The following is a 24,503-nucleotide window of genomic DNA, read 5'->3' as shown; positions in this document are numbered from 1 at the left end:
TACATCGACAGACCCCCACCACCCAACACCGTCACCTTCACCGAAGACGACACCCCCGCTCCCTTCTGAGCAACGCGCTTCTGAGCGACCCGCTTCTGAGCAACGCGCTTCTGAGCAACCCGCTTCTGAGATCGGCACGCGGCTGAGATCGGCACGCGGCTGAACGGTTCGCGGATGACGACCGCGTCACTCCTTCGGGGCGTCGATGGCGATGACGTTCTTCGACAGCACCTCCTGTGCGACCGGTCCGACCGGCTCGCCCTCACAGGTCACGATGACCCAGACCGAGTAGTCCGCTTCCACGAAGGCGCGTGCGGCCATGAAGTACCCGAACTCGTTGACCGTGTAGCTGAACTGCCGATGTGCGATACCGGAGCCGTCGCCTTCATAGGCGGCGAACTCCCCGTCCGTCAGCATCTCCGGTGCGAGGAAGTCGTCTCCCGACTGATATTCGATCAGGGCGTCCGTGGCCTCTCGGTCATCCATGCCTCCCGCATCCCCGAGCGCGCCACCTCGGTACGACGCCGTGCACGTCCCCGCGGCGTTCACGTATGACCAGCGACCGGGACGCTGCGAGGCCTGAGCCCGCCACCCGTCGTCGGCGACGAATCCGTCACCCCAGCTGATGTCCGCGCGCGGATCCAGCGTCGCCCCCTCGGCGAACGAGAGGCCGCCCCGGGGAGATCCGGCCTGCGAGGTCGGTGTCGGATCCGCTGACGGACGCGGCATCGGCGTGCCGGCCTCGCGTGCGACCGGCAGGGGCGAGCATCCGCTCAAGAGGCTGAGTGCGAGAGCGACGAAGGCGGCCACGGGGGCGAATCGGCGGTGGTGTGAAGTCATGGTCAGGGAGCCTAGAGAGGCGCAGCATCCGTCGGATCGCGCCTGTGGATAACCCCCTGTGACCAAAGTTGAGCCGATCCATATCAACTTTGTTTTGACACCGAATGGCCGCCGGAGTACAGTTGAGTCATCGCGACTCAGGTTTCCCTGATCGCCGCAGATTTCCCTACCAGAACGAACTTCCAACAAAGGAGAAAACACATGGCACGTGCTGTCGGTATCGACCTCGGAACCACCAACTCCGTCGTCAGCGTCCTCGAGGGCGGCGAGCCCAAGGTCATCGCCAACGCCGAGGGCTTCCGCACCACCCCGTCGGTGGTCGCCTTCACCAAAGACGGCGAGGTGCTGGTCGGCGAGACCGCCAAGCGCCAGGCCGTCACCAACGTCGACCGGACGATCTCGTCGGTCAAGCGCCACATGGGCACCGACTGGACCTTCGACGTCGATGGCAAGAAGTGGACGCCGCAGGAGATCTCCGCGCGCATCCTCATGAAGCTCAAGCGCGACGCGGAGTCGTACCTCGGCGACACGGTGACCGATGCGGTCATCACCGTCCCCGCGTACTTCAACGACGCCGAGCGTCAGGCCACGAAGGAGGCCGGTGAGATCGCGGGCCTCAACGTCCTGCGCATCATCAACGAGCCGACCGCCGCCGCGCTCGCCTACGGTCTCGACCGCGGCAAGGAAGACGAGCTCATCCTCGTCTTCGACCTCGGTGGCGGAACGTTCGACGTCTCCCTCCTCGAGGTGGGCAAGGACGACGACTTCTCGACCATCCAGGTGCGCTCGACCGCCGGCGACAACCGCCTCGGCGGCGACGACTGGGATCAGCGCCTCGTCGACTACCTGATCAAGCAGTTCAAGGAGACCACGGGCGTCGACGTCTCCGGCGACAAGATCGCCCTGCAGCGTCTGAAGGAGGCCGCCGAGCAGGCGAAGAAGGAGCTCTCCTCCTCGACGTCGACCAGCATCAACCTCCCCTACCTGTCGCTGACGGACTCCGGTCCGGTCTCGCTGAGCGAGACGATCACCCGGGCGAAGTTCGAGGACCTCACGAAGGACCTCCTCGACCGCACCAAGAAGCCGTTCGAAGACGTCATCCGCGAAGCCGGCATCAAGGTCGCCGACATCGCGCACGTCGTGCTCGTCGGTGGATCGACGCGTATGCCCGCCGTCGCCGAGCTCGTCAAGCGCGAGGCCGGCAAGGAAGCCAACAAGGGCGTCAACCCGGATGAGGTCGTCGCCGTCGGCGCCGCCCTGCAGGCCGGTGTCCTCAAGGGTGAGCGCAAGGACGTGCTGCTCATCGACGTCACCCCGCTGAGCCTCGGAATCGAGACCAAGGGCGGCATGATGACCAAGCTCATCGAGCGCAACACGGCCATCCCGACCAAGCGCAGCGAGACCTTCACCACGGCAGACGACAACCAGCCGTCCGTCGCGATCCAGGTCTTCCAGGGCGAGCGCGACTTCACCCGCGACAACAAGCCGCTCGGAACGTTCGAGCTCACCGGAATCGCCCCGGCCCCCCGCGGCATCCCGCAGATCGAGGTCACCTTCGACATCGACGCCAACGGCATCGTGCACGTGTCCGCGAAGGACAAGGGCACCGGCAAGGAGCAGTCGATGACGATCACGGGCGGCTCCTCGCTGTCCAAGGAAGACATCGACCGCATGGTGCGCGAGGCCGAGGAGAACGCGGCGGAAGACAAGAAGCGCCGTGAGGCCGCCGAGATCCGCAACCAGGCCGAGACGCTCGCGTACTCGATCGACAAGCTGATCAAGGACAACGACGACAAGCTCCCCGCCGACGTCAAGGAGTCGGTCCAGGCCGACGTCGACGCCCTCAAGACCGCTCTCGCGGGCGAGGACGACGACGCCGTGAAGACCGCGTTCGACAAGCTGAACGAGTCGCAGGGCAAGCTCGGCGAAGCGATCTACGCCTCCTCGCAGGCGGATGCCGCAGCCGGCGCCGCCGCTGACGGCGAGGCCCCGACCGCCGACGACGCCTCCTCCACCGATGAGGACGTCATCGACGCCGAGGTCGTCGACGACGAGGAAGACAAGAAGTAATCATGACGGACAAGAACTTCGACAACGGTTCGGTTCCTGAGCCTGCCGAAGGACCGGAAGAGGGGTCGGACGCGTATGCGTCCGGCCCCGCGCCGCAGAACCCCGACTCCACCGAGGCCGCCGCGGCCGAGGGCTCGGACGAGTCCCCGGTCGACGGTGCTCCCGACGACCTGACGGTCGACGACATCCTCGGCGCCACGCAGACCGGTGAGGCCGCGGCAGAAGACGCCGTGCTCGCCGACCTCGAGTCCACTCTGCTGAACGACCTCAAGCGTCTGCAGGCGGAGTACGCGAACTACCGCCGCCGCACCGAAGAGCAGCGTCAGATCGAGGCCGACCGGGCGAAGGGCGAGGCCGCCAAGGGCCTCATCCCCGTGCTCGACGACCTCGACCGCGCCGCCCAGCACGGCGATCTGGTCGAGGGCACGCCCTTCGCTGTGATCGCCGACAAGGTGCGCGCGGCCGTGGAGCGTCTCGGCGTCGTCTCGTACGGCGAGAAGGGCGACGAGTTCGACCCTCAGCACCACGAGGCGATCTTCCAGCAGCCCACTCCGGGTGCCACCAAGACCACGGTGCTCGAGGTCGTCGAGGTGGGCTACCGCCTCGGTGACATCGAGCTGCGTCCCGCGAAGGTCGTCGTCGCCGTACCCGCAGAGTAGGTGATCGATGGCCAGCCAGGATTGGTTCGACAAGGACTTCTACAAGACCCTCGGGGTCTCGAAAGACGTCAGTGACGCCGATCTCAAGAAGACGTACCGCAAGCTCGCGCGCAAATATCACCCTGATTCCAATCAGGGCGATGCGGCAGCCGAGGCGACGTTCAAGGAGATCAGCGAGGCGTACTCGGTGCTCTCCGACGCCGAGCAGCGCAAGGAATACGACGAGATCCGCGCCATGGGTTCCGGCGCCCGCTTCACCGCGGGCGGCGCGGGTGCCGGCGGGTTCGAAGACGTGTTCAGCCGGTTCGGTCAGCAGGGGCGCGGGCAGTCCGCCGACTTCGAAGACATCTTCGCGATGTTCAACCAGGGTCAGGGCGGCTCGTTCGGCAACGGCCGCTTCGGTCAGCCGAGCGGCGGATTCCGAGGCTTCGGCGGTCCGCAGCGCGGCGCCGACGTCACGGCCCGCACGACGCTCGACTTCATCACGGCCGTGCAGGGAGAGACGATCTCGCTGCAGGGCGACGATGGCAAGCCGTTCAAGGTGAAGATCCCCGCGGGCGTCGCCGACGGACAGAAGATCCGTCTGCGCGGGCGCGGACGGCCTTCGCCGGACGGCGGAGAGCCGGGCGACATCGTGGTGCAGATCGCGGTGCGTCCGCACCCGGTGTTCACCCGTGACGGACGCAACCTGCGCGTGGTCGTGCCCGTGAAGTTCACCGAGGCGACCCTCGGCGCGACCATCGAGGTGCCGACTCTCGGCGGCGACGTGGTCAAGCTCCGCGTCGCACCCGGCACCCCCTCCGGGCGGGTGCTGCGGGTCAAGGGGCGCGGAGTCGCGACATCGAAGGGCACCGGCGATCTGCTCGCCGAGCTCCAGGTCGCGGTTCCGACGCATCTCGACGACGCCGCACGCGCGGCACTCGAGAAGTTCCAAGAGGTCGAGCCCGCAGAGAACCCGCGGGCCGAACTCATGGCGAAAGCACGTCGCTGATCATGAGTCGGATGATGGGAGCGAACACCGGGGAGGTGCGAATCCATGGCTGAACGAGGCATGGACGCCGACACCCCGGTGTTCGCTATCGCCGTCGCGGCGGAACTCGCGGGCATGCACCCGCAGACCCTGCGGCAATACGACCGTGTCGGACTCGTCGTCCCCGGTCGCACATCCGGCGGATCCCGCCGCTACTCGGCCCGCAACATCGAGCAGCTCCGCGAGGTCGCCGAGCTCTCCTCCCAGGGCGTCAGCCTTCCCGCGATCGCCAAGCTCCTCGACCTCGAGGATGAGAACCGGATGCTGCGCGGCACGGTCGCCCAGCTCGAAGCGGCGCTCCGCGCCGAGCGCGAGAGCCGGCCCGGTGTGCGCGTCTTCGCCGCCGGTTCCACAGGCGTCGTCCCGATGCCGACCGGCCGACGCATCCGTCGCTCGACCGAGGTCGTGCTGTGGGATCCGCGCGGCGAGGGATAGCCCCCGACAGCCGCTGAGCGCTCAGGCAGACTCGCCGATCCGGCGCGTCAGCCGCCAGGTGTTGCCGGTGTCGTCGAAGGTGTGCGTGAACTCGTCGAGCACCGACTGCGACAGGGCGAGTCCCCGCCCGCTCTCGCTGTTCTCATCGGGCATGGAGATTCCGTGCCAGTCGATCGACGCGGGCGGCGCGGTGTCGATCAGGGTCGCGGTGAGCACGCCGGACTCCAGACGGATCTCCGCCCGCACCGTCACAGCGGTGGGCCCCTCGCCGTGCTGCACCATGTTGGTGACGACTTCGCTGACGGCGAGCGTGAACAGTGTGCGGTCCTCGTCCGGTACGCCGGGAGCATCCGTCCACGCCGCATCGAGCGCGTCGAGCACGGCATCCACCAGCGCCAGCCGCGCCGGCCCGCCGAGATTGATCTCGAACTCGTCAGCGTCCATCGAACGCCGATTCCGGCGTGGGGTAATCGCGGAGGACGCGATCGAGGTTCGTGAGATGCAGGACGGTGCGCACGGCATCCGGAACGGCGGCGATCCTGAGGTCTCCTCCGGCGACCCGCGCGCTCTTCAAACCGCCGACGAGCGCTCCGAGACCGGAGGAGTCGACGAACTGCAGCGCGGTCATGTCGATGACGATCCGCGACTCACCGGTGGTGATCAGATCACCGACCGCGTTTCGGAGGAGCGGCGCCCCGGTCGCGGTGAGGCGGCCGCCGAGGGTGATGACGGCGTATCCGTCGCGGGTTTCACTGTTGAGATCCATGGGACTCCTTCTCGACGATCAGAGCTGCGGGGCCACGGTATCGCGCCGCCTGGATGATGACGCTGAGCACGACGAGGTCGTAGAGCACCCAGGCCGTGTTGACGAGCGTGCCGGTGCCGTCCGCTGTGCCGATGAAGACCCGGACGACGCCGATGACGAGCGCGACAGCGAGCACGGCCATCGCGGTGAGCTGCGGCCAGATCTCGCCCCACGGGACCCCGCGCGGATCGCGGCCGTCCTTGCGCGTCACGGCGAACGACAGCGGTCGGCCCAGCACCACATTGGCGAATGCTGTCGTGCAGGCGCGGATCCAGACCGGGAACAGTGCGAGCGAGTACTGCTGTCCCCGCCAGGTCTTGACGCCCTTCGCGACGAACAGGAACAGCAGCTGGTTCACGAGGAAGTACGGCAGGAAACGGGCGAAGAAGTCGACCGACCAGGCCGTGACCGGCAGCACGCCGAAGACGAGGTAGACGACCGGGGCGGTGAGGTACACGATCGCGGCGAAGCCCGACAGATAGCTCCACATGGTGGCGAAGTACATCAGCCGCTGACCCACCGACAGCCCGCGCTTCGCGAGCGGATTGTCGCGCAGCATCACCTGCAGCGTCCCCTGCGCCCAGCGCAGACGCTGCGTCAGCATGGTGCGGAGGTCTTCGGGCGCGAGTCCCCTCGCCAGGATCTCGTGGTGGTACACGCTGCGCCAGCCGATCGCGTGCAGCTGCATGGCGGTCGCCATGTCCTCCGTCACCGAGATGGTGGCGAGCGGGAGGATCGGCTGGGCCTCGCCGCCCCGGTCGAGGCGCAGGGCGTCGAGGAGCGCCCGCACCGTGTCGAGCGCCGTGATCGGCGAGAGATCGGATGCCGCCAGGGCATCGAGCCCGGCCTCGTCCACGACGACGGCATCGAGCTGCGCGTCATGAGCGATGGGCAGAGCGCCGAGCTCTTCGAGGTCGGCGCGGATGCCGGCCAGATCGTCGGCGATGAGGATGCGCGAGGCATCGTCGACCGCTTGTCTCACGGCATCCGCGACGTCGGAGACAGGCGTGCCGGCGGCGAGATCGCGGCTGCCCCGACGGATCGCCATCCGCAGCGCGGCGAGCTCGCGCTGGAGCCGCGGGTCGGATGCCGCTCGCATCTCCTTCTCGATCATCTGCTCCGAGGTGCGCAGCGCGCGGGCCGTGGAGTCCGTCACCTCGCGCACATAGCCGATGATGCCGAGCTGCATGAGCGCTTCGCGGCGGAGCACGGCGTTCGATCCGCAGAAGAAGGCGGCGTTCCACCCATCCTTTCCCTGCTGGATCGGCCCGTAGAACAGCGGGGCCTGACTGCCCAGCGGATCGGCCTCGTCCACGTTCATGAACCACTGCGGCGTCTGCACGAGCGCCACCTGCGGGTCGTCGGCGAAGTAGCCCAGGGTGCGGTGCAGGATCAGCGGGTCGGGGATCTGATCCGCGTCGAGGATGAGCAGGAACTCCCCATCGGTCTGGAACAGCGCGCTGTTGAGGTTGCCCGCCTTCGCGTGGCGCGGCTTGCCGGTCCAGTCCTCCGAACGGGTGAGGTATCCGATTCCCGCGTCTCGCGCGGCCCGCTCCAGGTCGGGGCGGGCGCCGTCGTCGAGCACCCAGGTGGTGTGCGGGTAGGCGATCCGCTGCGCTGCGCGGGCAGTGGTCATCACGAGCTCGATCGGCTCGTCGTACGTGGTGATGAAGACGTCGGCTGTGCCCTCCGGCGCAGACACCGGCGCGGGACGTTCGCGCGCTCTCCACATCGTCAGGCAGAACAGGAACGTGTCGATCAGGCTGTACGTCTCGGCGATCACGAGGGGGACGGCGATCCACCACGCCGACCAGTTCACCGACTCGAGCCAGCGCCACGCGACGTAGTTCACGCCGAGGAGCACCGACAGCAGGGCGAGGATGCGGATCGTCGCGAACCGTGCGGTCACCGCTCGCGCCTCACGACCACCACGGTGATGTCATCCGTCGCCCGCTCGTCGGAGGCCAGGCTCAGGGCTTCGCGGATGGCGCCGTCCGGGCCGAGCGTCGTCAGCACCCGGTAGACATGCGCGTAGGGATCGTCGGGGTCGAGCACGTCGAGCAGTCCGTCGCTGCAGCAGACGAACGCGTCGCCCTTCTCGAGGCGGGTCGAACGCGGCTCGCGCTCCTCCGGGGGCTGAAGACCCATCCCCATGCCGAGCGGCAGGCTGGTGGAGCGGAGATGCTCCCACGATCCGTCGGCCCGGAGGATGAAGGCGAGGCTGTGCCCGGCGTCGATGACCTGCAGATCGCCCGTCTCCGGCTGCAGTTCGGCGTGCACCGCCGTGACGAACATCGAGGTGTCGGCGAGGTCCTCCTCGAGCAGCCGATCGGCATCGGCGATCGCCTCGGTGATCGTGCGATCCGGCGCGGTGCGCAGCGACGCGCGCACGCTCGCGGCGACCAGAGCCGGACCGGTGCCTTTGCCCATCGCATCCGCCAGCGTGATGCGCAGCCGGCCGTCGTGCATTCGGAGGTCGTAGAAATCGCCCGCGAGCCGGCCGCGCGACACGGCTCCGCCCGCGATCGTGTAGCCGGGAACATCGGGATGCACCTGGGGGCGCAGCGCACGCTGGATGACTGCGGCGTGGTCGAGCTCGGCGTCGTTCGCGAGTTCGGACTGCACCCAGAAGGCGAGGTCGCGGAGCAGGCCGCGCTGGGCGTCGCTCAGGGTGTGCGGGACCGTGTCGAGCACGCACAGTGTGCCGATCGGCTCGCCGCCGGGTGCGTGGAGCGGATGTCCGGCGTAGAAGCGCAGGTGAGGATCGCCCACGACGAACGGGTTGTCGGCGAAGATCTCGGTGTCGAGAGCATCCTCGACGATGACGGTGCGGTCCTGGCTGACCGTGTAATCGCAGAACGAGTCCTGGCGCGGAGCCTCGGATCCGCCCAGGCCGATCTCCGACTTCCGCCACTGCCGATCGCGGTCCAGCAGCGAGACGCTGACCATGGGTACGCCGAACATCTCCTTGGCCAATCGCGCCACTCGGTCAACGCGCTCATCGCGCGGTGTGTCAAGGATCCCCAGTTCCTCGAGCGCTTCTTGTCTTCTTCGCTCGTCGAACATCTGCCGCCCTCCACGGTCACCCTCATCTTAGGAGGTGAGGCGGCCTGTCAAGGGGATCGAGACCCTCGATTCCCTCCGCCAGGCTCAAGTCATGCACTCGATCCGTGCGATGACGTGGAACGTCTGGTGGCGCTTCGGCGGGAACTGGCAGGAGCGTGAGCCGGGTCTGATCGCGGTGGTGCGCGATCAGCGGCCCGACGTGCTCGGTGTGCAGGAGTGCTGGGGCGCGCACGAGCGCACACAGGCCGATGTCCTCGCCGATGCGATCGGAGGATATGCGGCCTTCGTGCCCGTCGGGCTCCCGCCCGCACCCCGACCAATGGATGATCCCTTGCACGAGGGTGTGCAGATGGGCCTGGGGCTCGTCAGTCGATGGCCGATCACCCGCGTGGCGCGCGTCGCGACACCATCCGAAGGGCGCGTGAACGCCGCGCTGGTCAGTTCTGTGCAGCATCCGCTCGGGGAGCTGCGCGTCGTGGTGGGAGCGACGAGCTGGGAGCCGGACCGGGTCGAGGAGACGACCGCGCAGGTCGCGGCGCTCGCCCGACTGACCCGGGCGGGGCACGAGGGGCGTGCCGTGCCGGGTCTGCTCCTCGCCGACCTCAACTACGACGTCACTCAACCGCCTCTGGCCGGCATGGACCTGCGGGACGCGTGGGATGCAGCGCCGGCAGGCGTCGACGAGCGAACCCTGAGTTCGACCAACCGCTTCGCTCCGCCCGAGGCGGCCGATCAGTTCGACCGGCGCATCGACCACATCCTGTTCGTGCCGGGCACGCTCGGTGCGAGCGCATCGTCGGCATGGATCGTGCGGGATGAGCCCGGAGGGATGCCGCCGTCGGATCACTACCCGGTCGTCGCCGACATCCGGATCCGCGATGCGTGCTGAGTGACGATGCACTGCTCGGGGAGCAGCTGGTAACGTTGCCACATCCACCCTCACCCACCGGTCTCTTCCGTGTGCGCGCGGACGGGACGACATCACGAAGGAGTGCACTGTTGGCTGACAACCCCATCGGCGTCGGCATCGTCGGTTTCTGGCACGTCCACGCGGACGACTATGCACGGGAGGCGGTCGAACACTCCGGAACGCGTCTCGTCGCCGCGTGGGACCCTGATGCCGAGCGCGGCGCAGAAGGCGCCGATCGCCTCGGCATCGCCCACGCCGACACGCTCGACGCTCTCCTGGCACGCCCCGACATCGACGCGATCACCGTGACCACCGCGACGAACGAGCACACCGACGTTATCGGACGCGCGATCGCCGCGGGGAAGCACGTCTTCACCGAGAAGCTGCTCGCGCCGACCGTGGTCGAGGCCGAAGCACTGGTCGATGCCGCACGGGAGAAGGACATCGCGCTCGTGGTCTCGCTGCCACGGCTGTCGGAGCCCTTCGTCACGACGGCGGCGCGCCTGGTCGATGAGGGGGCGCTCGGCGAGATCACCTACGCCCGTGTCCGGGTCGCCCACGACGGCTGGCTGGGCGGATGGCTTCCGGAGCGCTTCGCCGACCCCGTCGCGGCGATCGGCGGAGCCTTCGCCGATCTCGGCTGCCACCCCGCTTATCTCGTACAGCACTTCCTCGGTGCCCACCCCGACCGGATCACCGCCGCCTACGGGCATGTCACCGGCCGCGTGGTCGAGGACAACGCGGTCGTCGTCGCCCTCTATCCGGACGGGGCGCTCGGCGTCGCCGAGGCGAGCTTCGTCACCACTCCGGGTGCCTCCGCTCTCGAGCTGCGCGGCACGCGGGCCTCGCTGCTCTTCGGATTCGGGCAGGAGTCGATGATCGCCAAGGGGGGCCGGTTCGGCGACACCTGGACACCCGTGCCCCTCGACCCTGCGGGGCGGAGCCCGTACGCGCTCTGGGTCGATGCCATCCGCGGCGACGCCGACACCTCGGAGAACCTCCAGGCAGCCATCGACCTCACCCGGTTCGTGGTCGCCGCCAACACCGCAGCAACCTCGAAGGGACAAGCATGACGAACTCGACCGACAGGATCCGGATCGGACTCATCGGCGCCGGCGGCATCGCCGGGGCGCACGTGGCGGGATACCTCCGCAACCCCGAGGCAGTGACCTTCGCCGCCATCGCCGACCCGGTCGCCGAGAACGCCGAGAAGCGCCGCGGCGACGACCCCGACGTGCGCGTCTACAGCGACTACCGCGACATGATCGCCGCAGGCGGCCTGGATGCCGTGGACATCTGCCTGCCGCATCATCTGCACGCCGACGCGGTCATCGCCGCCGCGGATGCCGGACTGCACGTGCTGTGCGAGAAGCCGCTGTGCCTCACGGCGGAGGAGGCCGCGGCCATCGCCGCGGCGGTCGAACGCAACGGCGTGACCGTGATGTGCGCGCACAACCAGCTGTTCCTGCCGGCGGTCGCCGCCGCGAAGGAGCTCATCGACAGCGGCGCGCTCGGGCGGGTGTACGAGGTGCGCACCACGGACAGCTTCTTCAACGACTTCACGCCCGAGAGCATGGGCTGGCGTGCACACGCCGCCACGGCCGGCGGCGGAGAGCTCATCGACACCGGCTACCACCCCCTGTACCTGCTGCAGCACCTCGCCGGCGGCACGCCCGTGGAGGTCACCGCGATGCTCTCGCGTCATCGTCTGGAGTTCATGGAGGGCGAGGATTCCGCGCAGGTCCTGGTCCGCTACGACAACGGGGTGGTGGGCCACGTCACGACCAGCTGGGCCTATCAGCCGGCTGTCGGCACGGAGAAGTTCTCGCTCGTGGGAGAGAAGGGGGCGCTGTCCTCCGACGGCAACACCCTGATCTCGCGCCTTCGCGGGGAGGAGCCGGTCACCCGCGAGTTCGAGTCCGTGCACGAGTTCGCGGAGGAGATCGCGCACTTCGCGGAATCGCTCCAGAACGGCACCCGCCCGATCCAGACCCACGTCGAGGGGATCGACGTGCTCGGGGTCATCCTGGCGGCCTACGAGTCCTCGGCGAGCAAGGCCATCGTTGAGGTGAGGAACGCCGCGCGGGTCACGGCCTGACGTCGCTGCGCGATCCGGTCATGCGTGCCGTGCCGCTCCGGCGACCGGAGGACGTCCGCGAGTCGCGAGGTGGTCGACGATCAGAGAGGCGACGGCGTCGGCGCATTCGATCTGCGGCCAGTGGCCGGCGGGCATGTCGACCAGGACCGCCTCGCGGAGGCGGTTCACCTCGCGGGCGGGATCGACGTCCTCGGCCGCCCAGCGACGCACGTCGTCGGTCGTGTACTCGGTCGCCACGATGGTGGCGGGGACGTCGAAGCGCCGATCGTCGTCCAGCCTCTGCAGAGAGTCGACACCTTCGCCGTGCCGTGTGCGCTGGCGTTCCCGCAGCGCGTCGAGCGCGGCATCCTGCGCGCGGCGGCGGGCGAGGTCGGGGGTGTCGCGGTGCGCGTCCGCGGCGAAACCGGTGAACACGAACGTGCCGTCGGCGCTCGGCAGGCCGCCGATGTGGAATGCCCTGGCCACGCGATCCGGACTCCGGTTGACGGCGGCGTGCACGAGCCCGCAGGCCTCGGCGTGACCGACGAGTGCGACGGGCCCGCCCATCTGGTCGATGGTGCGGGAGATCAGGGCGACATGGTCCGCGAGCAGCACGCCGGACCGGTCCGCCGTCCGAGCGGTGAGACCCCGCAGGCTGAGCGGATGCGGCACGTGTCCGGCATTCGTCAGGCGCGTCGCGACATCCTGCCAGGACGAGCCGTCCAGCCACAGGCCGGGTACCAGGATGACGTCCATCGCACTCCTCTCGCGGGACCAGGCCTCATCCTGCGCGGGCGGGATCGTCGGACCGAGGGGGTTGACAGACCGATCACCCGATGACGCCCGCGGCGATGGCGTCTTCGCATCCGAGCAGCAGCACTCCGGCGCTCCAGGCGTGGGAGAGCGTGAGCAGCATGCCCTTCGGCTGGAAGCACTCCGTCTGGTAGTAGCGCTCGGTGACCATGCCCCGGTACGCGTTGAAGTCGCCGTCGAAGCGAGCGACGAACTGGCGGAAGCAGGCGAGCGACTCCAGTGCTCTCTCGCGGTAGTGGTCGTCGCCCGTGGCCTTCGCCAGCCGCAGCATCTCCCGTGTCATGACGAGACCGTAGGCGTGCAGATGCTGATTGGAGGGCGAGGCCTGATCGGCGCCCCGGGTGCCGAAGTCGTAGATCCCCAGCATCGACGTCGCCGGGAAGTCGACGTCGTACGTGTAGCGGAAGGAGAGGGCGAAATCCGCGGCTCTCCGGGAGAGGTCGAGCCAGCGCGCGTTTCCGGTGGCCTCGTGCAGCGCGAGGTATGCCATGACCGCGACATAGCCGTCCTCGCTCGTCCCGGCGAGATCGACGTCCTCGGGGGCGCCGTGCAGATCCTCGTCGAGCACGAGAGACGCGTACCAGTCTCCGGCTCGCACCGCCGCGGACAGATAGCGCTCGTCCCAGACGGCAGCCTCCGCCAGAGCGCCGACCCACGCGAGGCCGGCGGAGCCGTCCCACACGAGCACCTTTCCCGTCTCGGCATGGTGGATGCTGCCCAGGTTGCCGTCGGTCCGCTGCCTCGCGACCACCGCGTCGAGGTTCGAGATCGCCGCGCGCCTCCAGTCCTCCCGGCCGGTCAGCTCGACGGCCCTGACCAGGAACTGCGTCGCCTCACCGAGAGTGCGCCCGTGCAGGCCGCGTCGGTGGGACGTCCAGCTCTGCGTCCATCCGCCGTCGCGGTACCAGACGCCCCAGAACGTGCCGCTCGGCGAGAGCGACGCCGTGCAGAAGTCGATCACGCGCTCCGCCGCCGCGCGCAGGGCTGCGTCGGCTGTGCGGTGCGCGTGGCGCAGCATCGCGTAGGCCCACGGGATGCCCGAGACCCAGCCGACGTGCATGGCCTGGCGATCGACGGACTTCCCGTCGCGGCCCGAGACCTCCCGGTCGAACCCGACCGTCTCGAGGAGCACCCCGGGGTCGGGGTCGTAGTGCCAGCGGTGCAGGCCCTCGGCGCTGAGGGCTGCGGCGGAGGGGATGTCCATCCAGGGGCGGAGCGGAGCGGATGCCGCGCTCTCGGCGTGCAGCGCGCGCAGCACCCGCGCGTAGTCGTGACGGTCCTCGGAAAGCGAGTGCAGGCGGACGGTCAGCTCGACGATCTCGCCCGGGGTGAAGCGATGCCGGAGGACCTCGGCGGGTCGAGGGTCGCCGTCTCCGTAGTAGGTGACGGGGAACTCGCGCGCCGGGAACGTCGCACTGAGCACGGCGTCGCCGTCGTCGAGCGCGAAGCCGACGCCGGTGAGGCCGAGAGGCGTGGTCGGGCTCACGGAGAGCGCGATGCCCGGTCGGCCGGGTGCCGGCCACACGAAGACCGCGGGGGTCGCCGCCCGGTCCGACCGGAAGTGCCACTCGTCGCTGACGAACTCGTCCGCGTCGGCGCTCGGCCGCGCCTCGAACCGAGGGTAGGGACGATCGTTGTCCGCCGGACGGTTGTCGCCGTAGAACAGCCCGGGGATCAGCCACCACGGCGCGACGGCATCCGCGATCCGCACGGAGACCCGCACGGCGGCGTCGACGGGCTCGGCACCCGTGAAGCGCACGGCGATGCGGCGGACGTCGCCCTCCTCGCGCACCTCGAACCGGAACGACGCCGGATCCGCGTCGAGGATGGCGACCGTCGGCGTGCGGGTACCCGTGCTCACGCGGGGGCTTCTCCCAGCGGCCACTCCAGCAGGTCGACCTCGACGATGTCGGCATCCGGGTCCAGCGGCACGCGGAACGTGCGGACCTGGTGCGCACGGAACCCGCCCTCGATCGTGCGATCGAGGAGCGGGAGATCGATTCTCGCGGCGGCCGGACGTCCGGTCGTCTCGACGGCGCGGACGATGACGTCGGCCGCACCGGCATCCGGCGCGTCCTCGCTGCCCTTGATCGCGGTGATCATCACGGCGCCGGAGCCGTCGTCCGCGAAGGACCGACGCGCGGGGAGGTCGCCGTCGTGGAAGGACTCCTGCTGGGCGCGCACCGGCGACCCGAGCACCGCGGCGCGGCGGGTCGGCTGGGCGGTACGCCAGTCGCCGGCGTGCGGGATGAGCTCGAGGCTGAAGCGCTGGATGCCCTGATCCTGGAACGAGTAGATGCCCTCGGGGTCGAGCAGACGCGGATCATGCCAGGAGTAGACGGGACTGCGCACCGCAGTGATGCCGATGCTCGCCGTCTCGAGCCCGGCGGAACCGGCGGGGGAGACGTCCCACCCGTGCTTCGTGGTCGCGACCACGGTGAGGCCCGCGGGTGCGCCGCCGACCGTGCCGGTGAGGTCGACCCACGACTGCGCGGGCTCCTCGGCGCCGTCGACCGGGCGCTCGATCGTGCCGTACGGGATCTCGTACGTCGCGGACGGGTCGTCGATCCCGACCGGGAAGCGGAGCTTCAGCAGATGCGCCTTCTCGCGCCAGTCGATCGTGACATCGACGCGCACCTGACGGGCGTCGTGGTCGAGCAGATACTCCTCGACGAGCGTGCTCGCACCCCAGGAGCGTTCCACCCGTACCCGCGAGCGCAGCGGTCCGGTCTCGCGCACCACAATCTGGTCGAGCGTCATCGCGGCGCCCGGCCAGGCGTACGAGATCACCCGATGTCCCCAGGTGTCGGTGGGGTCGTCGCAGACGGCCGTGCGCGGCTGGCCCCTTGTGCCGGCGAGCGGATCCACGCCCGTCGCCCTGTCGAGGAGCGAGATGACGTCGCCCGTCGCCGGGTCCAGCTCGACACGCAGGTGTGCGTTCTCGATGACGGTGCCGTCGTCGGAGACCGAGAGTGCGGATGCCGGTGCGACAGCCGGTCCCGGGAGCAGTCGGTAGAGGGAGTAGCCGAACGCGGGCACCTCGGCGCGGAAGGTGACCGCGCCACGGCTGCGGTCTCCCGTCGTGGCGGTGGACTGCGTCGCCTGCGAGAACACCTCGACGCCCTCGTGGTCGACCACGCGCACCCCGTGCGGCTGGGCGCCGTACTGGAAGTCGACGTCGACCGAGACGGGCCACGGGTGCGGGTTGAACACCACGACGGGCTGCGTCGCCGGGTCCGCCGGAATGTCGATCCGGCGAGCGATGCGGTTGTGCGCGCGGGTGATGATGCGCTTGGCGATCGCGACGGCCTCGCCGAGCTGGTCGCGGGCGTCCTCGTACGAGGGCTCGATCGCGGAGCCCGGGAGGATGTCGTGGAACTGGTTGAAGAGGATCTGCTTCCACGCGCGCTCCAGGTCGTCGCGCGGGTACTCGTCGCCGCCGAGCGCCATCGCGACCGCGGCCCATCGTTCCGCCGAGAGTACGGCATGCTGCGCTCGCCGCTGCCAGGCCTTGATGCCGGAGTGCGCCGAGTAGCAGCCCGGCGCGTGATGCTGCAGGTCGTCCCGACGCACGGCGAGAGCATCGAGGAAACCCTTTCCGCGGGCGAGCATCTCGTCGAAGTACGTGCGCGGTGACGACATCGTCATCCTCCCGAAAGTGCCCATCCGGTCGTAGCGGTGGATCGAGTCGATGTTGGCCTTGGTCGGGCCGCCGCCGTGATTGCCCACGCCGTAGAACACCATCATCGACCCCAGCGAACGGTCGAGTTGGCCCAGCGACTTCTCGGTCTGCCCCGAGACGTCGCCGGGCGGGCTGCAGTACTCGAACGGGATGCGGAACGCGAGCACGCGGGATCCGTCGGGCGACTCCCAGTGGAACAGCGTCTCGTCGAGGTCGCCCTCGTGCGGGCCGGGGCGCAGGAACGTGTAAGAGTCCATGCGCTGACCCCGCAGGATCTGGGGGATGCTCACGCTGTGCCCGAACGGGTCGACGTTCATGCCGACTGTCGCGATCTGGCCGAAGCGCGACTGCAGGAACCGCTGGCCGTAGAGCCCCTGCCGCGCGAACGACTCGCCCATCGGCATGTTGCAGTCGGGCTCCACCCACCAGCCGCCGACATTGACCCATCGGCCCTCGGCGACGCGCTCGGCGATGCGGGCGAACATCTCGGGATCCTGCTCCTCGACCCACGACAGCAGCACGATCTGGTCGCAGGTGAAGACGAATTCGGGATACTCGTCCATGCGGTCGAGCGCGCTCGCGAAGGTCGCCCGCGCCTCCTGGTACCCCTCCTGCCACGGCCACAGCCACACCGGATCGAGGTGCGCGTTGCCGATCATGTGCAGCGTGCGATCGGGGGTCGCGGCGGGCCGCAGCGTCGCGGGTCGGCCCTCCGGCTGCGCGCCGGAGGGGGCATTGGCGATCGGTGCGCGATCGATCGGTGCTTTCGAAGCGCCTGCGCTCACGCCAGTTCCTCTCCTGCGGCCCATGCATCAAGGATCTCGGAAAGGGCGTGCAGGAAGAAGGTGTGCATCTCCTGGATCCGCGGAGTGTCGGACGAGGGTGAGAGCAGCACGTGATCGGCGAGCGCGAGGGAGGGGCCGCCGTCGCCGCCACCGAACAGCAGCGTGGTGGCGCCGTTGGCCCGCGCGGCGGTGAGGGCGTCGACGATGTTCTGCGAGCGACCGGAGGTGGTGAACGCGGCGACGACGTCATGCGGCCGGGCGAGAGCCTGCACCTGGCGGGAGAAGATGTCCTCGAAGGCGTAGTCGTTCGCGATGCAGGTCGACACCGTCGCGTCGGTCGAGAGCGTGACGGCGGGAAGCGGGCGGCGATCGCGGCGGTAGTGGCCGATGACCTCGCCGGTGAAGTGCTGTGCGTCGGCGGCGCTCCCGCCGTTGCCGAACGTGTAGAGGGTGCCGCCCTTCTCGAAAGCGTCGATGAGCACGGCGCCCACCGCCTTGACGGCGGGCAGCTGCGCGGCGGCATCCGTCGCGGTGCGGATGTGGGCGTCGAGCTGTTCGTCGAGCCAGTCAGACACGGACTTCCTCCACGAGGTCGAGGGCGAGGGCGCCGGCGCCGACGACGCACACCTCGTCGCCGAGCCCGGCGAGGGTCACGGTGACGCGCGCGGCGGCGGGGGGCATGGCGGTCGTCTGCACGATGGTGCGGACCGGGTCGAGCAGCTGGGAACCGGAGCGCGTGACGCCGCCGCCGAGCACGACGACGTGGGGCTCGAACACGTTGACCAGATCGGTCACCGCCTGACCCAGCACGGCGGTGGTCTCCTGCCACAGCTCGGCGGCCAGTCCGTCGCCGGCGCGGGCGGCGGAGGACACGTCCTCCGCCCGCACGACCGCCAGGTCGCGCAGCGTGGACGATCGCATGTCCGTGGCGAGGGCGTCCTGCGCCCGCGCGGCGATCGACGTGCCGGAGGCGTAGGCCTCGAGGCATCCGCGCCGCCCGCACAGGCAGTCGCGTCCGCCAGGCCGCACCGTGAGGTGGCCGAACTCGCCGCCGTTCCCCGCTGCGCCGCGGTGCAGGCGTCCGTCGATGATCGAGCCGCCGCCGACGCCCGTGGAGAGCGTGAGGTAGAGGGCGATGCCGGCGCCCTGCGCCGCGCCGTAGCGGTGCTCCGCCAGCACCGCGGCCGTGGCGTCGTTCTCGACGACGGCGGGTACACCGAACTCCTCGGCTGCCATGGCGACGATCGGGATGTCGATCCAGCCGGGCAGATGGAGCGGGTGCGTGAGGACCCCGGCAGGGGCATCGAGCGGACCGCCGCAGCTGATCCCCACGGATAACGGTGCGCCGAGCCCCGCGGCGGCGATGCTGCGACGGCCCATGTCGAAGAGGTGCGCGATGACGGCGTCGGGTCCGCGGTGCTTGTCGGTGGGCTCCGAGAGGAAGCCGTGCGTGCGGCCGTCGGGCGTCATCATCGCCACGGCCAGCTTGGTGCCGCCGATATCGAGTGCGAGCACGCTGCGCTGCGTTGCCATTCCATCCTCCGGCCTGCCGTGTCCACGGTGTTCGTCACATGTCTGGAGACAGTGTGACATCGTTCCCACATCTTAGCAAAGCAGAATTCTGCGAATGGCGCCTCGGCAGGACTTCGCAGACCTCCTCGAAGTTCGCAGCCTCAGGCCGCAAACCCTGCGAGATTCGCGTCGTTCTGCGAGTTTTCAGCGCCTACAAGCGTCAGTCCGGCCAGCGGCGCAGCCGCTCCGTCAGATCCGCGAGGTACTCCGGCGGGCCGGCCTCGGCGAACCAGAGCCACAGCTCGGCGGCATGGATCGGCGCCCACGCTCGTGCGGCCTCGCGGTCCGCGCCGTACGCGTCGACGAGCGCATCGAAGGACCGCTCGTCCTTGAGAGAAGCACCCCAGGCGGCGCGGGAGAGATCGCGCAGCGGGTCTCCGACATGCGCGGCCTCCCAGTCGATGATGGCGGTGATCTCGCCGTCGACGGCCAGCACGTTCCCGTCGGTCCAGTCGCCGTGACAGAACACTGCGCCCTGAGACGGAGGGATCGCCAGGGGCAGCGGCGGCCCTCCCGCCGCCCGGTAGCGCCGGATAATGGTGTGATCATCGGGTGCGGACGGCAGTCCATCGGGCACCGGGAGCGCGTGCAGTGATCGCAGAAGCGGAGCGGATGCTGCGAGCCGCTCGATCCGCTCGTCGGCGCTCCCGCTGTCGAGGCGCGCACCCGGCATCAGCGTCATCAGGATCGACCCCGGTTCGACCTCGACCAGCTCCGGCACGGGCAGGCCCGATCCCCGGAGGGCCCGCAGGGCGGCGAGCTCGGTGTCGTGGCGGAGCGGATCCGTCATCCGCTTCTCGATCAAGGTACGGCCATCGCGCTCGACGATGCGTACCTGGCCGACCGCGCCCTGGCGCATCACTCCGGCGGTGCCGCGACCGAACCCCGATCGAGGAACTGCGTCGGCATCACGATCGTGCGCACCGGGGCATCCGGGGACTCGATCCTCTCCAGGAGGGCTCGCATCGCGGCGGCGCCCAGCGCGCCGGCATCCTGCTGCCTCGTCGAGACGCCGGGGTGCACCATGCTCATCCACGGCGCATCGTCGAATCCCACGATGCTCACGTCTTCGGGAACGCGGAGCCTCAATTCGGATGCCGCGCGCCAGGTGCCCTCGGTGAGGACGTTGTTCGCCGCAAAGACCGCAGTCGGACGATCCTGCCGAGACAGCAGGCCGAGCGCCGCGGCCTTGGCCTCTTCGGCGTCCCAACCGGCCTGGACGATAAGCGAAGGGTCGACGGGCGCCTTGCGCCCTTTCAGGGCATCGAGGTAGCCGCGCTGACGCTCGTCACCCGTGGTCCACTCGGTCTCGTCGATCAGCAGCGCGATGCGACGGTGCCCTGCGTCGAGGAGACGCGTGGTGGTGTCGCGCGCGGCGGCGCGGTTGTCGACCACGACCGCATCCGTGCCTTCTGCGTCGAAGCGACGGTCGACCTCGATCAGCGGCACGCCGATGCGGCTCAGGTAGGCGCTCAGCTCGGCCGAGACCGGAGTGGCGATCACACCGGAGACGCGTGATCCGACGAGAGTCTCGGCGGCCTCGAGCTCATCGGGACTGTTGCCGCGCAGGTCGACCAGCACGACGGTCCGGCCGTGAGCGCGAGCCTCCTCGCCGATCCCGGCTGCGAGCTCGGCGTAGAAGACGTTGCGGAGATCGGACACCAGCACGCCGACCGATTTGCTCGTGCGCTGCTTGAGGCTGCGGGCGGTCACGTCGACGACGTAGCCGATCTCCTTCGCCACCGCGCGTACGCGATCGCGCACCTCAGGGGCCGCATAGCCGTTTCCGGACAGGGCCCGCGACGCGGTCGACCGTGAGACGCCGGCGGCCGACGCGACCTCGCGGATCGTCGGTCGCTCGAAAGGCGGACGCGGCCGATCGCTCATGGCCGCGAACTCGGGAGGGGAGCGGGGGCGACGTCGAGCAGAGCCTCGACGTGCTGTCCGAGTCGAAGGCCACCGACCGTGACGTCGAGAGCCAGGCGCTGCCGTCGCCCCGCCGTGGTCGGTGTCACGGTCAACTGCACGGCGGCCTCCTCATGGGGTCCGAGCGCGATGTCGATCTCGCGCCGGGACGAGCGCCAGCCTAGCGGCAAGACCAGTGACACCCGGGCATCCGTCGATGAGGGGAAGGGGTTGCGCAGGCGCAGGTCGTACGTCAGCGGCTCGTCCACCACGCCCCCGGCGCGGTAGGGGAGGAGTCGGGCGGTCTGACCGTCGGGTCCGATTCCGACGTCGTCGAGCGGCAGCAGACGTTCATGCAGATCGTCGACCAGGCGTCCGGACTCGGCGAGGTCGTCGAGATAGTCGTCGTCCACCCGCCGCGGCTCCCAGTGCCCGCTCGCCATGAGGCCCGGGCCGAGGCGGCGGTACAGCGCCGCGCTCCTCGAGTAGTCGCCCAGGCGGAAGAGGTTGCGGTACTGGTAGTTCATGATGTCCCGGCGGCCGTCCCTCCCGCCGAGACCCTCCTGCTGGTCCCCCGTGAAGACCACCGTCATCCCGTCGATCTCGAGCGAGTAGGCGACGGCGTACAGGGTGTGACCGGGCTGCTCGTGCGCGGTGAACGTGTACTCGTTCCAGGTGAACGGCTCGTCGAGCGGCAGCACGCGATCGGCGACGATCGGGTCGTACCACTGGCAGGGCAGGTCTTCGCGCCACGGGTCGGCCATCGTCGGCGCGACGTTCGCCGGGATCCACAGCTCGGTGCCCTCCACGTCGCGCAGCAGGGGCATGCCGGCGATGTGGTCGTCGTGGTAGTGCGTGGGAAGGGCGACGGTGATGCGGGTCACTCCGTGGTTCCGCCGCAGCGCCGGCACCGAGGCGAGCCACGGCCGGCGGGCGGAGCGATCCTGCCCCGGCACGATTCCCGTGGTCATGTCATAGCCGTAGTCGATGATCAGCGCCTCGCCGGTTCCCGACAGCACGACGTACGAGCACGACATCGACGTGCGGTTGAGCAGCAGATGCTCGGAGAGGGCGACGAACGGATCGTCGAGCCGCGCCAGCAGATCCCAGGGATAGGAGCGGCGCGAATCCACGTACTCCTGCATCGTGTCGGCGAGCAGCTCGAGCGCGGCGACGGCGTCATCCATCACCGCGCCGTGCGAGGGCGCCAGGCGCGTCACTCCTTCGCGAGCCAGAATCCGCGCGCTCAGCACCGTCATCGCCGGTCCTTCGTTCTGCGTGTAGGACCATTGGGTCGCCGCGAGCGACCAGACCTTGCCCGGCGCATAGATGAGGTCGCCGGAGAACGCGATCACCTGGCCGTCGCGCTCGAGCAGATAGGTGACCGACCCGATCGTGTGCCCCGGGGTCGGGACGACGCGCAGCCGCAGACCCGCGACCTCGAGCTCGCGGTACTCCGGCACCGTCGCATGCACGGGAATGGAGGCCAGGAGCGAGAAGCGATCCTGGCGAAGCGCGTAGTCGTTGTCGAGCGGTCGGCCCTCCCACATCTCCTCGACCCGGTCGAACAGCTCGCGCTCCACGGGCGGCACATGGATGCGCGCCCCATGGGCGACCGCGAGGGGGAGCCCCTGGCCCTGATCGCGGTGGTGGTGGGTCATCAGCACGTCGGTCAGCCGACGGATGCCGAGCCCGGGGAGCTCGTCGAGCACGAGGCCGGAGCCGAAGTCGATCGCGACGGCGTCGCGCGCTCCCGCGGGAGCATCGGGATCGGCCAGCAGGTAGACCTGGCAGGTGTCGTCGAGGCGCCAGACGCCGCGGGCGATCTCCGTCGCCGTCATCGCAGTCCTCTCCGATAGTCGGCCCAGCTTCGGGCGATCACGGCGAGGTGCTCCCGGTCGATCGGCTCGTCCTCGCGCACGCGCTCCAGGTAATAGAGCGCGGGAACACCATACTTCGGCTGCGCCTTCGCGTACTCGAGCCACTCTTCGCGGTCGGGCATCGGCCACTGATCAGTGTCGACGGGGTGATGCGGGAGCACCGCCGAAACGATCGCGTGCCGAGCGCGCAGCTGTTCGGCCACCGGCACGGGGGTGCCTGCCGTGTCGCGCTCGAGTACGTCGTTCGTGCGGATCATGTCGGCGACGTCGCCGAACGACGGATGCACGGTGTGCGCGATCACGAGCGCGTCGGGCTTCGCGCGCACGGCCGCCTGCCGGATCCGCCCGACGAGCCGGTGCACCGCGGCGATCCCCCACACGCCGTCGCTGTCGCCGGCGGAGCGCAGCATGGCGCCGCTCGGCGCCCGCTGGGTGAAGTCGACCTTGAACCCGTCGGCGTCGAGACCGCCGGTCGATATCAGGCCCTCGACGATGGCGTCGAGACGGGCGAGGTAGGCGGGGCTGCCCGGGTCGGCGGCGATCGCCCGGCCCGCGGCATCCGACACGCATTCGTCGGCGGGCAGTCCGGCGGGATCCCAGGCCTTCCACCACAGCAGCACCCTGCGGCCGCGCCCGTGCTGCCGCGCGATCCAGTCGCGCAGATCGGGCCAGGCGTCCGTGTCGGGCTCGGCGGTGCCGTACCGCGCCTGCCACCGGTCGTCGATCACGATCGTTCCCGGGTCGAGCGAGGCCGAGTCGAGGACCTGCAGGAACTCGTCGTAGACCTCCTGGCGACAGAGGTCCGGCGCCGGGGCACCGCCGCGCGCGACCTGGGCACCCCACCCGCAGAAAAGCGGCTCCCGCCACCACCGCTGCACCTCGACCCTCGCTTCGGGGGCGCAGCCGGAGCGGACGAGATCCGCGTGGTAGTCCCGGAGCATGTCCCCGGGAGAAGCGGCCGCCCGGATGACGAGTGTCGGCGAGCGCCAGCGTCCGGCGACCCGCGTGTGACCCTCGTAGGAGAGCCGGAGCAGCGCCGCGCCGTCGATCGGGTCGTAGCGCATCGTCGTGAAGCGCAGCTCGTCCACAGGCGCCCGCAGCCAGGTCCCGAGCCAGGAGCCCTCGCCGGGGTCGATCGGCGACTCGACGGGCGAGCGGCCGAAAGCGAGCGCGAGCGGAGGCGGCGAGAAGATGCCGTTGAGCCGTCCCGGATCGGCGTCGCCCACCACGCCGAGCACCGCGGCCGACGAGACCGGACGCACGAACGCGATCGGCTCGGTCGGGCTGGGTACGAAGAGTGAGAGAGCGTCGATGCCGGAGCGGAACGCGCCGCTCGCGCCGGTGGGCAGGATGCCGTCGCCGCCGAGGATGGTGACGTCGGCGAGGTCGCCGTCGCCCGCGGCCTCGAGGGTCAGCTCGACGGTCTCGGCGGTGCACCGCAGCTCGAGGATGCGCTCCGCCCACGCGGTCGACTCCGTCCGGATCGTCACGACGAGGGCATCCGCCTCGGTGCGCACGACCGGTTCGGAGATGGTCATCGCCTCGTCGGCGGCCGTGCGCGTGTGCACGCTGGAGAGTGCGCTCAGGCGCATCCATCGCCGCCCGTCCGCGTCGGCGAGGTCGAGGTACGGGGAGCGGATCAGGCCGCCCGATCCTGTGCGCCAGGAGAGGGAGTAGGTCGTTCCGCGGATCGCGCGGCGGTCGGCATCGCTCGTCATCGAGGGGACGGAGATCATGGCGAAGAGTCTATGTGATAACGTTCCCACTCACTCGGCCGGTCGAGGAATCTCGTTTCATCCGGCGCTCTCCAGAGAGGCGAGGAAGGCGGCCGCCCCGGACTCAGGGGATGTCAGCACGCGCGGGTCGGCGCCGGCTCCGGTGGCCATGGAGGCCTGGGCGAGCACGATCGCGTCGACATCGCCGGCCGCGGCGATCGCGTCGCCGATCAGTCGGTCGTGCCGCGCGGCGACTCCG

22 protein-coding genes are annotated in these 24,503 nt (G+C 69.7%); 7 read left to right on the top strand and 15 right to left on the bottom strand.

Annotated elements, in window-relative coordinates; genetic code table 11:
- Window positions 1–186 precede the first annotated feature (186 nt).
- Window positions 187–840 carry a hypothetical protein gene (locus tag DW306_RS09350; RefSeq protein ID WP_136055332.1) on the bottom strand — a complete coding sequence of 218 codons (654 nt, stop codon included), beginning with the start codon at window positions 838–840 and terminating at the stop codon, window positions 187–189.
- Between the two features lie 201 nt (window positions 841–1,041).
- Here DW306_RS09350 and dnaK point away from each other — a divergent pair, with 201 nt between their 5' ends.
- The 4 genes from dnaK to DW306_RS09330 are packed head-to-tail and all read left to right on the top strand — an operon-like array spanning window position 1,042 to window position 5,034.
- A complete protein-coding gene (gene dnaK, locus DW306_RS09345) occupies window positions 1,042–2,910 on the top strand; it encodes a molecular chaperone DnaK (RefSeq protein ID WP_136055331.1) in 1,869 nt (622 codons plus the stop codon).
- 2 nt (window positions 2,911–2,912) lie between these two features.
- Window positions 2,913–3,569 carry a nucleotide exchange factor GrpE gene (locus tag DW306_RS09340; RefSeq protein WP_136055330.1) on the top strand — a complete coding sequence of 219 codons (657 nt, stop codon included), beginning with the start codon at window positions 2,913–2,915 and terminating at the stop codon, window positions 3,567–3,569.
- A 7-nt stretch (window positions 3,570–3,576) separates the two neighbouring features.
- On the top strand, window positions 3,577–4,560 hold the full coding sequence (locus DW306_RS09335) for a DnaJ C-terminal domain-containing protein (protein ID WP_136055329.1): 984 nt from the start codon (window positions 3,577–3,579) through the stop codon (window positions 4,558–4,560).
- Between the two features lie 45 nt (window positions 4,561–4,605).
- The gene (locus tag DW306_RS09330; RefSeq protein ID WP_136055328.1) at window positions 4,606–5,034 is read left to right on the top strand and encodes a MerR family transcriptional regulator; all 429 of its coding nucleotides are present in this window, start codon (window positions 4,606–4,608) and stop codon (window positions 5,032–5,034) included.
- Window positions 5,035–5,055: 21 nt separating this feature from the next.
- On the opposite strand, the gene DW306_RS09325 is transcribed toward DW306_RS09330, so the two are convergent.
- Genes DW306_RS09325 through DW306_RS09310 form a run of 4 tightly spaced genes read right to left on the bottom strand, consistent with a single transcriptional unit; the run spans window position 5,056 to window position 8,905 of the window.
- The gene (locus tag DW306_RS09325; protein ID WP_168429271.1) at window positions 5,056–5,478 is read right to left on the bottom strand and encodes an ATP-binding protein; all 423 of its coding nucleotides are present in this window, start codon (window positions 5,476–5,478) and stop codon (window positions 5,056–5,058) included.
- The gene (locus DW306_RS09320; RefSeq protein WP_136055326.1) at window positions 5,468–5,800 is read right to left on the bottom strand and encodes an STAS domain-containing protein; all 333 of its coding nucleotides are present in this window, start codon (window positions 5,798–5,800) and stop codon (window positions 5,468–5,470) included. The genes DW306_RS09325 and DW306_RS09320 overlap by 11 nt, the downstream gene beginning before the upstream one ends.
- Complete coding sequence (locus tag DW306_RS09315; RefSeq protein ID WP_136055325.1) at window positions 5,784–7,748, bottom strand: glycosyltransferase family 2 protein; 1,965 nt, start codon at window positions 7,746–7,748, stop codon at window positions 5,784–5,786. Before DW306_RS09315 ends, DW306_RS09320 begins: the two co-directional genes overlap by 17 nt.
- Window positions 7,745–8,905, bottom strand: coding sequence for a GAF domain-containing SpoIIE family protein phosphatase (locus DW306_RS09310; protein WP_136055324.1), 1,161 nt, complete (start codon window positions 8,903–8,905; stop codon window positions 7,745–7,747). The genes DW306_RS09315 and DW306_RS09310 overlap by 4 nt, the downstream gene beginning before the upstream one ends.
- Before the next feature lie 91 nt (window positions 8,906–8,996).
- On the opposite strand from DW306_RS09310, the gene DW306_RS09305 reads away from it, so the two are divergent.
- From DW306_RS09305 to DW306_RS09295, 3 genes are all read left to right on the top strand, one after another.
- The gene (locus DW306_RS09305; protein WP_136055323.1) at window positions 8,997–9,794 is read left to right on the top strand and encodes an endonuclease/exonuclease/phosphatase family protein; all 798 of its coding nucleotides are present in this window, start codon (window positions 8,997–8,999) and stop codon (window positions 9,792–9,794) included.
- 110 nt (window positions 9,795–9,904) lie between these two features.
- Window positions 9,905–10,888, top strand: a complete 984-nt coding sequence (locus tag DW306_RS09300) for a Gfo/Idh/MocA family oxidoreductase (protein ID WP_136055322.1) — start codon at window positions 9,905–9,907, stop codon at window positions 10,886–10,888.
- The gene (locus tag DW306_RS09295) at window positions 10,885–11,913 is read left to right on the top strand and encodes a Gfo/Idh/MocA family oxidoreductase (RefSeq protein WP_136055321.1); all 1,029 of its coding nucleotides are present in this window, start codon (window positions 10,885–10,887) and stop codon (window positions 11,911–11,913) included. The genes DW306_RS09300 and DW306_RS09295 overlap by 4 nt, the downstream gene beginning before the upstream one ends.
- Before the next feature lie 18 nt (window positions 11,914–11,931).
- On the opposite strand, the gene DW306_RS09290 is transcribed toward DW306_RS09295, so the two are convergent.
- The 10 genes from DW306_RS09290 to DW306_RS21265 all read right to left on the bottom strand — a co-directional run.
- Window positions 11,932–12,648, bottom strand: a complete 717-nt coding sequence (locus tag DW306_RS09290; RefSeq protein ID WP_136055320.1) for an alpha/beta fold hydrolase — start codon at window positions 12,646–12,648, stop codon at window positions 11,932–11,934.
- Between the two features lie 73 nt (window positions 12,649–12,721).
- A complete protein-coding gene (locus DW306_RS09285) occupies window positions 12,722–14,566 on the bottom strand; it encodes a hypothetical protein (RefSeq protein ID WP_205814135.1) in 1,845 nt (614 codons plus the stop codon).
- Complete coding sequence (locus DW306_RS09280; protein WP_240747135.1) at window positions 14,563–17,172, bottom strand: alpha-mannosidase; 2,610 nt, start codon at window positions 17,170–17,172, stop codon at window positions 14,563–14,565. The genes DW306_RS09285 and DW306_RS09280 overlap by 4 nt, the downstream gene beginning before the upstream one ends.
- Window positions 17,169–17,747 carry an SIS domain-containing protein gene (locus tag DW306_RS09275; protein ID WP_136055318.1) on the bottom strand — a complete coding sequence of 193 codons (579 nt, stop codon included), beginning with the start codon at window positions 17,745–17,747 and terminating at the stop codon, window positions 17,169–17,171. The genes DW306_RS09280 and DW306_RS09275 overlap by 4 nt, the downstream gene beginning before the upstream one ends.
- Window positions 17,740–18,705 (bottom strand): ROK family protein, encoded by a 966-nt coding sequence (locus DW306_RS09270; RefSeq protein ID WP_205814134.1) that lies wholly within the window; start codon window positions 18,703–18,705, stop codon window positions 17,740–17,742. The genes DW306_RS09275 and DW306_RS09270 overlap by 8 nt, the downstream gene beginning before the upstream one ends.
- 199 nt (window positions 18,706–18,904) lie before the next feature.
- Window positions 18,905–19,534, bottom strand: coding sequence for a phosphotransferase (locus DW306_RS09265; RefSeq protein WP_168429269.1), 630 nt, complete (start codon window positions 19,532–19,534; stop codon window positions 18,905–18,907).
- A 68-nt stretch (window positions 19,535–19,602) separates the two neighbouring features.
- On the bottom strand, window positions 19,603–20,631 hold the full coding sequence (locus tag DW306_RS09260) for a LacI family DNA-binding transcriptional regulator (protein ID WP_136055316.1): 1,029 nt from the start codon (window positions 20,629–20,631) through the stop codon (window positions 19,603–19,605).
- The gene (locus DW306_RS09255) at window positions 20,628–22,490 is read right to left on the bottom strand and encodes an MBL fold metallo-hydrolase (RefSeq protein WP_136055315.1); all 1,863 of its coding nucleotides are present in this window, start codon (window positions 22,488–22,490) and stop codon (window positions 20,628–20,630) included. Before DW306_RS09255 ends, DW306_RS09260 begins: the two co-directional genes overlap by 4 nt.
- Window positions 22,487–24,265 (bottom strand): hypothetical protein, encoded by a 1,779-nt coding sequence (locus DW306_RS09250; protein ID WP_136055314.1) that lies wholly within the window; start codon window positions 24,263–24,265, stop codon window positions 22,487–22,489. Before DW306_RS09250 ends, DW306_RS09255 begins: the two co-directional genes overlap by 4 nt.
- A gap of 57 nt (window positions 24,266–24,322) precedes the next feature.
- The coding region (locus tag DW306_RS21265; protein ID WP_205814133.1) for a hypothetical protein at window positions 24,323–24,503 on the bottom strand (181 nt) is incomplete at its 5' end.

The sequence above is a fragment of the Microbacterium sp. K24 genome (assembly GCF_004794465.1).
Lineage (GTDB): Bacteria > Actinomycetota > Actinomycetes > Actinomycetales > Microbacteriaceae > Microbacterium.
Note: the sequence above shows the minus strand (reverse complement) of the source record. Positions and strands in the feature narration are given on the sequence as shown.

Excerpts from the sequence above, each read along its gene's own strand:
- DW306_RS09350 (WP_136055332.1), bottom strand. The coding sequence starts at position 840 with ATGACTTCACACCACCGCCGATTCGCCCCCGTGGCCGCCTTCGTCGCT.
- dnaK (WP_136055331.1), top strand. The coding sequence starts at position 1,042 with ATGGCACGTGCTGTCGGTATCGACCTCGGAACCACCAACTCCGTCGTC.
- DW306_RS09340 (WP_136055330.1), top strand. The coding sequence starts at position 2,913 with ATGACGGACAAGAACTTCGACAACGGTTCGGTTCCTGAGCCTGCCGAA.
- DW306_RS09335 (WP_136055329.1), top strand. The coding sequence starts at position 3,577 with ATGGCCAGCCAGGATTGGTTCGACAAGGACTTCTACAAGACCCTCGGG.
- DW306_RS09330 (WP_136055328.1), top strand. The coding sequence starts at position 4,606 with ATGGCTGAACGAGGCATGGACGCCGACACCCCGGTGTTCGCTATCGCC.
- DW306_RS09325 (WP_168429271.1), bottom strand. The coding sequence starts at position 5,478 with ATGGACGCTGACGAGTTCGAGATCAATCTCGGCGGGCCGGCGCGGCTG.
- DW306_RS09320 (WP_136055326.1), bottom strand. The coding sequence starts at position 5,800 with ATGGATCTCAACAGTGAAACCCGCGACGGATACGCCGTCATCACCCTC.
- DW306_RS09310 (WP_136055324.1), bottom strand. The coding sequence starts at position 8,905 with ATGTTCGACGAGCGAAGAAGACAAGAAGCGCTCGAGGAACTGGGGATC.
- DW306_RS09305 (WP_136055323.1), top strand. The coding sequence starts at position 8,997 with ATGCACTCGATCCGTGCGATGACGTGGAACGTCTGGTGGCGCTTCGGC.
- DW306_RS09295 (WP_136055321.1), top strand. The coding sequence starts at position 10,885 with ATGACGAACTCGACCGACAGGATCCGGATCGGACTCATCGGCGCCGGC.
- DW306_RS09290 (WP_136055320.1), bottom strand. The coding sequence starts at position 12,648 with ATGGACGTCATCCTGGTACCCGGCCTGTGGCTGGACGGCTCGTCCTGG.
- DW306_RS09270 (WP_205814134.1), bottom strand. The coding sequence starts at position 18,705 with ATGGCAACGCAGCGCAGCGTGCTCGCACTCGATATCGGCGGCACCAAG.
- DW306_RS09265 (WP_168429269.1), bottom strand. The coding sequence starts at position 19,534 with ATGACGGATCCGCTCCGCCACGACACCGAGCTCGCCGCCCTGCGGGCC.
- DW306_RS09260 (WP_136055316.1), bottom strand. The coding sequence starts at position 20,631 with ATGAGCGATCGGCCGCGTCCGCCTTTCGAGCGACCGACGATCCGCGAG.
- DW306_RS09255 (WP_136055315.1), bottom strand. The coding sequence starts at position 22,490 with ATGACGGCGACGGAGATCGCCCGCGGCGTCTGGCGCCTCGACGACACC.
- DW306_RS09250 (WP_136055314.1), bottom strand. The coding sequence starts at position 24,265 with ATGATCTCCGTCCCCTCGATGACGAGCGATGCCGACCGCCGCGCGATC.